This is a genomic window from Croceitalea rosinachiae, from assembly GCF_031846445.1.
Lineage (GTDB): Bacteria > Bacteroidota > Bacteroidia > Flavobacteriales > Flavobacteriaceae > Croceitalea > Croceitalea rosinachiae.
On sequence record NZ_JAVRHR010000001.1, the window covers coordinates 1,292,257 to 1,305,220 of the forward strand.

The window sequence follows — 12,964 nt, forward strand, 5'->3', positions numbered from 1 at the left end:
TTCAATCTTTTTCAGCAATAAACTCGAAATAGGCTTTAGTATCTTCTAACTTTTCCAAACCAAGAATCCAACATACTTCTGCGAAATCTGAAAAATCCAAGCCTCCTTTTTCAATGGCCTTGTTTAAATAACGATTCTCCAGCCCGTTGTATTGGTTTCCTAGTTGTATAGCAAGTTCCCAAACTTTGGCCAAATGTTTGTCTTTGATGTTTTTTGCCCACGGAAAAACTTCTTCAGAACGAAAACCGGGAGTGCCGTTTTGGGTAGAATTACCGTCCGGTATTTTGTGATAGGTTGCGGCTGATTTTATAAAATCTAGTTTTTCGGGGGTGGTTACTTCTTCATTCCAATCGCTGTGTTGTATTACATGTATGCGCTTGGTATCTAGATTTGGAATTGCTTTTCGAAGGGTTTTGATGATATCAAATGTGAAATCTGATTGTCCTCCTTCGGCGATCCAAATATTTCCATTTAAACTCAGGGCCTTTACAGATAATAGTGTTACCGTTTTCAAAGCTTTGTCATAAGCGTTATGCGCATCGACCCACCGCTTTCCAAAAGCCAAATCAAATAGAGAGTTGGGCGGAACGTATAATCCATTTTGCATCCCATAAGTGCCCCCAACTGCAAAATAGTTTAGGTCGAGGTATTTAGGTTTTGATAGCATGGTGACGAATGCCGCAGCTGAGTGCAAATCATCCACATCGGTTTTGCAATCGTAATGAACCAACAGTAAATCTTTATCTAGTTGAAACTTCGCAGCTATGTTAGACTTATCTTGTGCTATCGTATTTGTGGTACATGTAAAAAGAAAAAGGGAGATGATGGTTTTTAGGCACATATTTTATTGAAGGTTATTAAAGACCTCTAAGATAGCTAAAAACAATTCTTATAAGATGTACTATAGGTATCATCAATGTTAACATAACGCAAAAAAATAAAAGTGACCTCCAATTCAGAAAGAAGAGCATTACTTTTAAACATCTTAAAAAGTACACAAAACAAAAATCTAAATAGTATGAGCGATCCACACAATGGCAATGGAGATATTAGCAAATGTCCCTTTTTTGCTGGAACCACTAAAAAGACGGGCGGCCAAGGGGTTAAAAACCGTGACTGGTGGCCCAATGAACTAAAATTGAATATTTTGCGTCAGCATTCAGAGGCTTCTAACCCTATGGGTGAAGATTTTGATTATGCAAAAGAATTCAACAGCATTGATTTCGCAGCCTTGAAAAAAGAGGTGACCGATTTAATGACCAATTCACAAGACTGGTGGCCTGCCGATTATGGACATTATGGAGGCTTTATGATCCGTATGGCATGGCATAGTGCGGGTACCTACCGAGTTGGTGACGGCCGAGGTGGAGCAGGCGGAGGCAATCAACGATTTGCACCTATCAATAGTTGGCCAGATAATGGAAATTTAGATAAAGCAAGACTTCTTCTTTGGCCCATAAAAAAGAAGTATGGACGTAAAATTTCTTGGGCAGATTTGATGATTTTAGCAGGTAATTGCGCCTTGGAGTCCATGGGTTTTCCTACCTACGGATTTGCTGGTGGAAGGGAAGATATTTGGGAGCCGGAACAAGATGTATACTGGGGTAGTGAGACTGAATGGGGCGCCAATGAAGCGCGTTATGAAGACGGAGAGCTAGAAGGTCATTTAGGTGCAGTAATGATGGGATGGATTTATGTGAATCCGGAAGGACCAAATGGCAATCCTGATCCAATGGGTTCTGCCAAAGATGTTCGGGAAACATTTGGGCGTATGGCCATGAACGATGAAGAAACCGTAGCCTTGGTAGCTGGAGGACATACTTTTGGTAAAGCACATGGTGCTGCAGACCCTAACCAATATGTTGGTGCTGAACCACATGGCGCATCTATTGAAGAAATGAGTACTGGTTGGAAAAATTCATATAAGAGTGGTGTTTTAGAAGATACCATTACTAGTGGTATTGAAGGTGCTTGGACACCAAATCCAACACAATGGGACGCTGATTACTTTGACGTTTTGTTGAACTATGATTGGGAATTGACCAAAAGTCCGGCAGGAGCCCATCAATGGACACCAACTGCAGAATCAAAAGCCAGAATGGCTCCATCAGCAGGTGGAAATGGTATGCAGGCATTAATGATGACCACGGCAGATATTGCTTTAAAAACTGATCCAGCGTATTTAGAAATTTCAAAGCGTTTTCATGAAGACCATAAAGCATTTGAAGATGCCTTTGCTCGCGCATGGTATAAATTAACGCATAGAGATATGGGTCCTATAGACCGTTATTTAGGTCCTGAAGTACCTAGAGAAGAATTGTTATGGCAAGACCCGATTCCTAAGGTGACGTACAATTTAAGTGATTCTGATATCACTTCATTGAAAAATATGATAGCGGCTTCAGGCTTGACCGTATCGCAAATGGTAAGTACGGCTTGGGCTTCAGCTGCCACATTCAGAGGCTCGGACAAGCGCGGTGGTGCTAATGGAGGTCGCATACGCGTAGAACCACAGCGAAACTGGGAGGTAAACAATCCAGCAGAACTGAATAAAGTTTTAGCTGTCCTTGAAGGAATTCAAAGCGAGTTTAATGGCGAGGTTTCCATAGCTGATTTAATTGTTCTAGCTGGTAATGTGGGTGTTGAAGAGGCTGCTAAGAAAGCAGGTCATACTGTTGAGGTACCTTTCACGCAAGGTCGTGGAGATGCAAGTCAAGAACAAACGGATGTGGAGTCTTTTAACTATTTAGAGCCCCTAGCTGACGGATTTAGAAATTATATGAAATCAGATTTACAAGTTGCTGCTGAAGACTTATTGGTAGATAAAGCAAACTTATTGACCTTGACCGTTCCTGAAATGACAGTTTTAGTGGGTGGTCTTAGGGTACTAGGAGCTAATTATGATGGTTCTAAGCATGGTGTATTTACAGATAACCTTGGAAGTTTGACCAATGATTTCTTTACAAATCTATTGGATATGACCTATACTTGGAAAGCGACATCGGAAGATGATAGATATTTTGAAGGAAGCCATAGGATAACAGGAAAAGTTGAATTTACTGGTACTCGTGCTGATCTTATTTTTGGATCTAACTCAGAACTAAGAGCTATTGCTGAGGTTTACGGAACAGATGATGCCAAGGAGAAATTCGTAGCAGATTTTGTTGCGGCATGGACCAAAGTAATGAACCTTGATCGTTTTGATTTGGAATAATCATTTCAAAATTGCTATGAAAGAGAAAGCATCCTGATTTCGGTTAGGATGCTTTTTTATTTCAATGTAATAGTATTTGATAGACTTTCTGAACCATTCGTATTTACTTATAATACAAGCGATATAAATAATGCATAAGTGTTTTTCATGGGTCAGAATTTGCCGAGCATAAAAGCTTCGAGTTCTTTTTCTATTTCTGGAATGGGCATATCTAAAACTAAATAGGAGTGGTTGGAATTTATCCTGGGCTCCCAGGTATTTCCGCCTTTTCCATCTGATACACAAATGCCGTCAGTTACTTTATGCCAGTATTTGCCGACCCCGTTTCTGATGGCATATAAAACTGCGGTTTGGTCAAACGTAGCGTTGTCAAAAATCTTCCCTTTGAATTGATGTTTCATCCAAGGTGCATATTTGCCAAAGTGATAAAACCCTAGATAAAGAGGTGAATCTTTTGGCAATTCATTGAAAACTTCCCCGGTTTTAATTGCTGAACCTAGTTCTGCTCCTGAAAAAGTTATGGGTAAACCTATATGTTCTAAAACAAATTTGGTAACACCTGGCATGTCTCCATTAAAATTCCATTCATCTTTACTAACAGGAAAGTTGCCTCCCATAATTACAAACTCCTTCACCTTTGAATGAATCAGTTTACTGCCATCTAAATCAGAATATTGGTCAGCTTTAGATTCAATTAGTCTTTTGATATTCATTAAAGGGCCAACAGCAACGATTATAACACTATTATTTTCACTTTCGCTTAAAAGTTTTCTATATAATCGGGTTGCTTCTGGAACATTTAGTTTGGTAGCATCATATGGTAAATTATCAACTAAAGTTTTAGAATGGTTCCATGCGGTTTCGTGCTCTTCACCATCCCTTAACCCAATAGGAATGTATGGATTTCCATAAAAGGTGTTTACGGCGTCAATAGCACTTACGGCGTGTTTTTCAACATTCCAACACATGACCGACAGTAAGTCAATTTCACCTTTGTTCTGAAAATGGTTTAGCATAGCTAAGGCTCCCAAATCGTCTGCATCTCCTCCAAAATCGGTATCAAAAATGATTTGAACCTGAGAGAATCCTGTAGTACTAAAAATCATTAAGAATATGAAAAGCAATGACTTTTTTTTCATGACTTCTAAGTTAATTTGGTTAATAAATAAGCTACTTGCCTTATGTTAGGTTTCACACCAAATGGCCAATTCATTTCCAGAGGGGTCTAGAAATTGAAAACGACTTCCACCAGGGAAGGAGAAAATAGCTACAGAAATTTTTCCGCCAGCTTCAATCACTTTTTCTTTAATACTTTCAAGATTCATATGATGTAATACTACCAAAACCCCATTTACGATTGGTTCACGGGTCAATTCAAAACCACCTTCGACACCACTATCTGAAAAGGCTGCATATCCATCACCAAAATCCGTAAAAGACCAACCGAAAACACTAGAATAAAATGTTTTTGTTGCTTTGAGGTCAGTAGATTTGAATTCGATATAATTAATAGGTGTATTGCTCATACTTATAGCTGTTTTTGGATTTTACAGGGATTACCATAAGCCAACACATTGTTAGGAATGGATTTGGTCACCACACTTCCTGCCCCAATGGTTACATTATCACCAATAGTTACCCCGGGAAAGATAACAGAATTACCGCCGATCCAAACATTGTCTCCAATTTTCACAGGTTTTGCTGAGGTCAAATATTTAGTTTGCCCATCAGTTTCTATAATGCGTTCTGAAGCTTTTAATGGATGCTCTGCGGTATAAATTTGGACATTAGGAGCTATTAAACCGTTCCTGCCGATAGTTATTTTATTATTGTCAATAAACATACAGTTGGCATTTACAAAGGTGTTTTCCCCGATAGAAATATGTTCCCCATAGTCACAGAAAAAAGGGGCTTCAATCCAAACCCCATTATCCAGTTTTCCCAAAAGACTTTCTAGAAGGTTTGAACGTTCTTGAAGTTTGGTAGAATCCAAGTTATTATATGCTTTTAATAGCGCTCTAGCCTTATGGTATTGGGTCAAGAGCTCTGGGTCCCTAGAGTTATAAGGCTCTCCATTGAGCATTCTTTCTTTTTCTGTCATAACCATTTTAGCTTAACTCCTTTTAAAGATAATGGAATTGGGTTATGGGTTTTGTAGAAAATTTAAAAAATATAATTCAAACGTAGCCCGGCAAAATAATTTCTAGCGTTACCAGGATAAAAATAACGCGGTTCAGCACCTCCAAAACCAACGGCGTTTATTAAAACAGATTGCGCATAGTTGGTATTAAAGAGATTGTTCAAACCAAAATTAATACCAAGTTTTAGGTTGTTTGAGATAGAAGTGTTGTACCGTGTTGAAAGGTTAAAAATAGTAAATGCTTCGCTACTCAGGGTATTGGCATCATTCAAGAGGATGTTATCCACAAATTGGTGCGTTAGGTTAAAAACAAACGCTTTACCTTTCCGTAAAGCGATTCCCGAGTTTATACGATGCCTTGGAACACCTGCCAAATCATTACCAGAAAAATCATTTTCACCATCTACAAAATCTACAAAACTATGATTGCTATAACTATAGCTTAAACGTGGAATCAACATCCATTTTTCAGCTATTTTTTGTCTGTACCTAAGATCAAGTTCGATTCCTTGGTGTTTGGTTTCTCCTGCATTACGACCGATAAATTGATCTTCATCTATTCGCTGTGCCACTAACAGGTCGGTAATATTCATTTGATAAGCCGCCATACTAAGGTTCAACGTATTTTTAAAAAGCAAAAACCGCCCCCCAAATTCATAATTAACACCCTTTTCTTGCTCAATATAAGGGTTGATAACTCCATCAGGAGTTAGTGTTTCTTCCAATCCAGGATTCGAAAATCCACGCCCGATGTTGGCATATAACTGTCCTTTTTTAATGCGATATTCCAAACCTAAACTTGGTAAAACAATAGGGTCAAAATCTCGTCGCGCTGAAGTGTTTTCTTCACCTTCATTGAATGAGTCCCTGAAATCAAATTTTGTCTGATTAAATGCCAATCCGGCTTGCAAGGTAAACTTTGGTGATAGTTGGTAAGTGTAGGTTCCAAAAAGGTTCAGCTGAGAACGAAATTCATTGTTATCACTCAATTGCGCTCCTTGTAGGCTTCCATTACCATCATTATCACGAAACTGGTTAATAAAAGTCTGCCAATTGTATTCGTCTCTATACAACTCTCCTCCAATCGTAAAACTACCATTGAAAAACTTGCCTTCTGTCAATGAACGAAACCCAAATCCGTTGGTAAACTCATCTAAAATATTAAAAGGTCTTGGCTCGTAATGGTCAAGATAGGTATAAAAAATACTGTTGGTAGTTTTCAGATTTGAATTGAAAAAATGACTATGTGATAACCCAGTCAGGGTGTATTTATTTGTCTCAAATCCTCTAGCGGCCAACCAATTTGCTGCAGCTCTACGGGGGTCTTCACTAAAATCGGTTTGATTTATGGAGCTAGGGATTCCAGCTGTATAATCAATATAATTTACCAAAAAGTCCAATTTTCCTTTTGGATATATTTTAACGGAAGATGTCAACAAAAACCCATTTCGGTCGAAACTATTGTTTTGGCGAAATCCATTCGTTTGTAGGTGGTTATAACTTAGATTGAGATTAAAGTTTTTTTCGGAATGTCTAAAGGATAAGTTGTCTTTAATTAAATCGAACGACCCAATTGTAAAGGTGTTATTTAGAAAGGTACTGCCAACCTCGGGGGGTTTGGTGTTCAATAAAATTACTCCACCCAAATTTGCTCCCAATGAAGTGCCTTTTGGGCCTTTTACCACTTCAATGCGTCCCATATTTTCAAAATCATAGGCTTCAATAGTAGAAACCCCAGTGCCATTGGTAACAGGGATTCCATTGAAGTACATTCTAAGTTTATCCGTTCCAAATGGGGTTCTAGCTCCGACACCACGTATAGTTATTCGATTGGTGTTCAAGGCTCCTGAGAGTACATAAAGTCCTGAAATTTCATTAAGCCCTGAAGCAAAATCGATAGGACTATATTGTTCGAGATCAGTAATCTCTACACTAGAAGACGTCGTAATACCTACAGCTTTCTTTTTAATAAACTCTTGAAGCAAGATTACTTCATCTAAAGAAGTGATGGAATCATTTTGACAAAATATGGTAAGAGAATAAAAGCAAGTAAGTGCAATCAAAAAAACTTGTTTCATTAAGCAAATAGTAAGCATTAAAATTAGCTATTTTTAAGCCTTAAACAAATTAAATGAAAATAGCTTCTTATAATGTCAATGGTATTCGAGCTGCGCTTAATAAAGGTTTCATGGAATGGTTACAATCTGTAGGGCCAGATGTGATTTGTCTTCAAGAAACCAAAGCGATGAAAGAACAAGTAGATTTTGCCTTGTTTGAAGCTGCTGGATACCATCATTATTGGTTTAGTGCTCAAAAAAAGGGATATAGCGGTGTTGCCCTGCTTTGTAAAGAAGAGCCTGATCATATAGAATATGGAACTGGAATAGCTTATATGGATTTTGAGGGCAGAAATATTAGAGCTGATTTTGGCGATATTTCTGTGATGAGTATGTATTTACCGTCTGGCTCCAATATGGACCGATTAGAGTTTAAATTGAAGTATATGGCCGATTTTCAAAAATATGCAGACGAACTTCGTAAAGAAAGAGAGAATTTAATTGTCTGTGGTGATTATAATATTTGTCATGAAGCCATTGATATCCATGACCCCGTTCGCAATAAAAATGTTTCAGGGTTTTTACCCGTTGAACGTGAATGGATCGGCAACTTTATGAAAAGTGGTTTTATAGACAGTTTCCGCCATTTTAACCCAGAACCCCATAACTATACCTGGTGGAGTTATCGTGCAAATTCTCGAGCTAATAACAAGGGCTGGCGATTGGATTATGGAATGGTTAATGATTCTTTAAAAGATAGGTTGAAACGTTCCGTGATTCTTACTGAGGCAAGGCATAGCGATCATTGTCCTATTTTATTGGAAGTGGAATAAATCACAAAAACTTAACATCTATCTCAAGAGTATTCTAGTAATTTTGCATTTTTTAGACTTTTTTGAATATGAAATACACCCGTTTGCCCAATACCGATATTAGAGTCAGTAAAATATGTTTAGGAACCATGACATGGGGTCGTCAGAATTCTGAAGATGAAGGCCATGAACAAATGGATTATGCATTAGAACAAGGAGTCAACTTTTTTGACACTGCTGAGTTATACCCAATTCCTGCAAAAAAAGAGCTTTACGCTGTAACAGAAGAAATTATTGGCAATTGGTTTAAGAAAACGGGTAATCGTGATAAAATAGTTTTAGCATCTAAAATTGCTGGCACTGGTGATTATACCAAGTTTATCAGAACTACAGGTTTTAGCAAAGAATCATTGATTACTGCAGTGGAAGGAAGTTTAAAACGATTACAAACTGATTATATAGACCTATATCAACTACATTGGCCTGAACGAAACACTAATTTTTTTGGCCAGAGAGGCTTTAATCCAGATGCGCCAGATTTTTGGGAAGATAATATTCACCAGGTTTTGGAGACACTTCGCGATTTGGTGCAAGAAGGAAAGATTAGACAGGTAGGGCTCTCCAATGAAAATCCGTGGGGAGTAATGCGATTTTTAGAGGAAGCTAAAGTACATCAAGGTTTGCCACGAATGTTGACCATTCAAAATCCGTATAATCTTTTAAACCGATTGTTTGAAGTAGGGCTTTCTGAAATTTCAATACGTGAAAAAATAGGGCTAATACCTTATTCTCCTATAGGTTTTGGGGTATTAAGCGGAAAGTATTTAGGCGGAAAAAAACCTCGGAAGGGAAGGGTTACCTTATTTCCTAATTATAATCGTTATAGTAATGAAAAATCTGTAGAAGCTACGCAAAGGTATTTTGACTTGGCCACTGAACATGGGCTTTCTTTAACACAAATGTCATTGGCGTTTGTTAATACCCGAGCTTTTGTAACAAGTAATATTATTGGTGCTACTACAATGGAGCAGTTAAAAGAAAATATTGATAGTATCAATGTGGATTTATCTACTGAGGTTTTAGAAGGTATTGAAGCAATTCATAATGAGATTCCTAATCCGGCACCTTAATCAGGTAAAGCGTACGCGCGATATTCATCACCCGATTTAGTTCCCATTTTACCACCGCCGCAGGCGATAACGATGTATTGCTTACCATCAATTTGATAAGTTGCTGGGGTTGCATAACCTCCCGCAGGTAAATTGGTTTCCCATAAAAGGCTACCTGACCGCATATTATAGGCGCGAAACTTTTCATCTTTAGTGGCTGCAATAAATAGAACGCCACCTGCGGTAATTACAGGACCACCATAATTTTCTGTTCCGGAAACAGGATAATTTGGATCATTCAATGTTTCTTCATTACCTAAAGGGACTTTCCATATATATTCCCCAGTATTTAAATCAATAGCGTTAAGGGTACCCCAAGGTGGATTCATTACTGGAAAACCCCTGTCATCTTTGAAGCGACCAAACCCAGCTACTGCGTAAGGTACTTTTACAGCACTTTCTTCAACACGATGGTCAGTTTCTTCTGCTATTCCAGAAATATAATTAGCGATACCATTTATTTCCGAATCGGATAGATTGGGCATACCGGGCATAGCTCCCTTTCCGTTTTGTATAATATTCTGAATAGAATCAATGGGAAAACGTTTTTTTACGTTTTGCAATTCGGGTATTGCTCCAAGACCTTGCAATTTTCCACCGTGGCAACGCGCACAATGAATTTGGGCAAGTGATTCACCAAAATTTGATGTTTCTCCAGTTTCTCCTCCAACTTTTTTCATACGCACTATCCATGCCATTTCATTAGAGTTTACATACATGATACCTTTATTCGGATTCATTGCGGCACCGCCCCATTCTGCACCGCCATCGGCTCCTGGATATAATAGAACACCGGTTGTATCAATGGGAATAAACTGTCCTTTTGAGGTAATTTGTTTGAATTTATCTAAAACTGTTGGGGGATTAATATTTTGGTCTTTATCCACAAAATCATCTACAAAGGCTGGTTGGTTTGGTGCGTATAAATCGGCTTTGTTCAAAAGTTGTTTTGCAAATGGTAGTGGTTTTGTTGGTAGCGGTTGTGTGGGATGTGCCTGTTCCCCTTGCAATACTGAACTAGGGTATTCTTTTTCCTCAATAGGGAATAAGGGTTCGCCGGTTAAACGATTAAAGATAAAGACATGTCCACTTTTAGTTACCTGTGCCACAGCAGGAATCTTTTCACCATACCGATTCATTTCAAAAAGATTGGGAGGTGCCGGTAAATCTCTGTCCCACATATCATGATGTACCATTTGAAAATGCCAAATACGTTCTCCAGTTTTTGCATCCAAAGCTAAAAGTGAATTAGCAAATAAATTTTCACCATGTCGATCTCCCCCATACCAATCAAAAGCAGCAGAACCTGTTGGGATGTAGGCAATTCCCCTTTCTTGATCCATGGCAATACCAGCCCAACTATTGGCACCGCCTACAGTTTTGTATGCACCTTCGGGCCAAGACTCGTAGCCAAATTCCCCTGGTTGTGGAATGGTATGGAATGTCCAAAGAATTTCGCCAGTTAATACGTTATAAGCTCGAATATGTCCTGGGGAAGAACCAGGGCCTTCACCAACTCTAGTACCCATTACCAAAGTATTTTGGTAGATAGCTCCGGGTGTATTTGCCACTACGGATAGTCTTTCTGGATCACGGCCAAGACCATCTCTTAAATCAATACTTCCATTACTTCCAAATGGGACTATTGCCTTTCCGGTTTCAATATTGACTGCAAATAGCTTACTTCCAGAAGAAAAGAATACTCTGCTTGACTCCTCTGAATTGGATTGCCAAAAACTTAATCCGCGATTTAAACCTAGACCAGAATTGTCTTTTATTGGCGGTTCAAATTTCCATAGCTGCTTTCCAGTGGCAGCATTAACAGCAAACAGCTCTATTGCCGCATTGACACCAAAAAGAGTATTCCGTATTATTATTGGATTAGTTTGTATTTGGGTCGTTCTTCCTTCCTCAAGCCCGCCACTTTTAAAGCTCCATGCAAGCTCTAGGTTTGTTACATTAACTGTATCAATTTGCTCAAGTGTGCTAAAGTGCGATCTGCCTGAGTCCCCTAAATAATCGCTCCAAGTGGTGTGCTCACTTTCCGAGATGATTATATCAGGTTTTTCTTTTTTGCAAGATATTGGTAAAAAAAGTGTTCCAAGAATTAGAAATAGATTGATTCTTTTCATGATTGGCAGATTAGTACTCTTAAATATAAGAACTTTTTTAGGCAAACAATTCTATCACTAGCTGTTCAATTTTTGAAGCTAGCTTGACTTGAATTTTTGTTTTCTTCAACCCAATCTTATTGTTTTTCGAAACGTAAATGGTTTGAAAACCTAGTTTTTCTGCTTCCAGAATCCGTTGATCAATACGCTGCACAGGTCTAATTTCTCCTGCAAGACCAACCTCAGCAGCAAAACATAGCCCTTTTTCAACAGCAATATCACTGTTGCTTGATAGAATCGCTGCTATTACCGCTAAATCAGTAGCAGGATCTTCAATAGAGATTCCTCCAGTAATATTGATAAAAACATCTTTTGCAGCCAGTTTAAACCCTGCTCGTTTTTCCAGCACTGCCAAAAGCATATTCAAACGTTTTGCATTGAACCCAGTTGCAGAGCGTTGGGGAGTACCATATACCGCTGTGCTGACCAAGGCTTGAATTTCTATGAGCAGTGGTCGCATACCTTCAACGGTTGCAGCAATTGCGGTACCACTTAAATCTTGATCATTTTTTGATATTAGAACTTCAGAAGGGTTATTAACTTCTCGAAGCCCACTGCCTTGCATTTCATAAATACCCAGCTCGGCCGTAGAACCAAACCTGTTTTTTAATGATCGAAGGATACGGTAGACATAATTTCGGTCACCTTCAAACTGAAGGACGGTATCAACCATGTGTTCCAAAATTTTTGGACCAGCAATAGTACCGTCTTTAGTGATATGACCTACTAAAATAACGGGAGTATTACTTTCTTTGGCAAATTTGATAAGCTCTGCAGTACATTCTCGTATCTGCGAAATACTGCCCGCAGCAGATTCGATAAAATCAGAATGTAACGTTTGAATGGAATCAATGATTACCAAGTCAGGTTCTAGGGCAACAATTTGCTGAAATATGTTTTGCGTCTTTGTCTCGGTAAGAATGAAACAATTATCTGAATTAGGGTGAATACGGTCTGCCCGCATTTTAATTTGTTTTTGACTTTCTTCACCAGAAACATAAAGTGTTTTGTACTGCAGTTTTAAAGCAATCTGAAGTAATAAAGTACTTTTCCCAATTCCGGGTTCGCCGCCCAATAAGGTTAATGACCCAGGCACTAATCCGCCACCCAAAACGCGATTAAATTCTTGATCAAGGGCATTAAGTCTGATTTCCTTGTCATTTGCGATATCCTTAACCAACAAAGGTCTAGATGTTTTTTGAAGTGTAGATGAGCTTGTTTTCCAACTCTTTTTATCTTCTTTTTGAACTACTTCTTCTACAACAGTATTCCATTCTTTACATGAACCACACTGCCCAACCCATTTAGCATATTGAGTGCCACAATTCTGACAGAAGTAAGCCGTTTTTGTCTTAGCCATTTAACCTATAGTGGAGTTTGGCTAAAGATAAGTGTAAAGTT

At 38.5% G+C, this 12,964-nt stretch carries 10 protein-coding genes; 3 read left to right on the forward strand and 7 right to left on the reverse strand.

The window, feature by feature from the left end:
* Position 1 precedes the first annotated feature (1 nt).
* On the reverse strand, positions 2-841 hold the full coding sequence (locus tag RM706_RS05870) for a hypothetical protein (RefSeq protein WP_311350097.1): 840 nt from the start codon (positions 839-841) through the stop codon (positions 2-4).
* A 177-nt stretch (positions 842-1,018) separates the two neighbouring features.
* Here RM706_RS05870 and katG point away from each other — a divergent pair, with 177 nt between their 5' ends.
* Positions 1,019-3,214 (forward strand): catalase/peroxidase HPI, encoded by a 2,196-nt coding sequence (gene katG, locus RM706_RS05875; protein ID WP_311350098.1) that lies wholly within the window; start codon positions 1,019-1,021, stop codon positions 3,212-3,214.
* Between the two features lie 152 nt (positions 3,215-3,366).
* Here the strand turns inward: katG and RM706_RS05880 are convergent, their stop codons facing one another.
* The 4 genes from RM706_RS05880 to RM706_RS05895 form a co-directional block, all read right to left on the reverse strand.
* The gene (locus tag RM706_RS05880) at positions 3,367-4,353 is read right to left on the reverse strand and encodes a nucleoside hydrolase (protein ID WP_311350099.1); all 987 of its coding nucleotides are present in this window, start codon (positions 4,351-4,353) and stop codon (positions 3,367-3,369) included.
* A gap of 45 nt (positions 4,354-4,398) precedes the next feature.
* Entirely contained in the window at positions 4,399-4,740 is a 342-nt protein-coding gene (locus RM706_RS05885) for a VOC family protein (RefSeq protein WP_311350100.1), read from the reverse strand.
* A gap of 2 nt (positions 4,741-4,742) precedes the next feature.
* A complete protein-coding gene (locus RM706_RS05890) occupies positions 4,743-5,315 on the reverse strand; it encodes a sugar O-acetyltransferase (protein WP_311350101.1) in 573 nt (190 codons plus the stop codon).
* 62 nt (positions 5,316-5,377) lie between these two features.
* Positions 5,378-7,432 (reverse strand): TonB-dependent receptor family protein, encoded by a 2,055-nt coding sequence (locus tag RM706_RS05895; RefSeq protein WP_311350102.1) that lies wholly within the window; start codon positions 7,430-7,432, stop codon positions 5,378-5,380.
* Positions 7,433-7,485: 53 nt separating this feature from the next.
* Between RM706_RS05895 and RM706_RS05900 the strand changes: the two genes are divergently transcribed.
* Positions 7,486-8,244: an exodeoxyribonuclease III gene (locus RM706_RS05900; protein WP_311350103.1), complete on the forward strand. Its 759-nt coding sequence runs from the start codon at positions 7,486-7,488 to the stop codon at positions 8,242-8,244.
* A 68-nt stretch (positions 8,245-8,312) separates the two neighbouring features.
* On the forward strand, positions 8,313-9,353 hold the full coding sequence (locus RM706_RS05905) for an aldo/keto reductase (RefSeq protein ID WP_311350104.1): 1,041 nt from the start codon (positions 8,313-8,315) through the stop codon (positions 9,351-9,353).
* Here the strand turns inward: RM706_RS05905 and RM706_RS05910 are convergent.
* Entirely contained in the window at positions 9,350-11,524 is a 2,175-nt protein-coding gene (locus tag RM706_RS05910; RefSeq protein ID WP_311350105.1) for an outer membrane protein assembly factor BamB family protein, read from the reverse strand. The two genes, RM706_RS05905 and RM706_RS05910, sit on opposite strands and share 4 nt — an antisense overlap.
* Positions 11,525-11,561: 37 nt before the next feature.
* Positions 11,562-12,923 (reverse strand): DNA repair protein RadA, encoded by a 1,362-nt coding sequence (gene radA, locus RM706_RS05915; RefSeq protein ID WP_311350106.1) that lies wholly within the window; start codon positions 12,921-12,923, stop codon positions 11,562-11,564.
* Between the last annotated feature and the right edge of the window lie 41 nt (positions 12,924-12,964).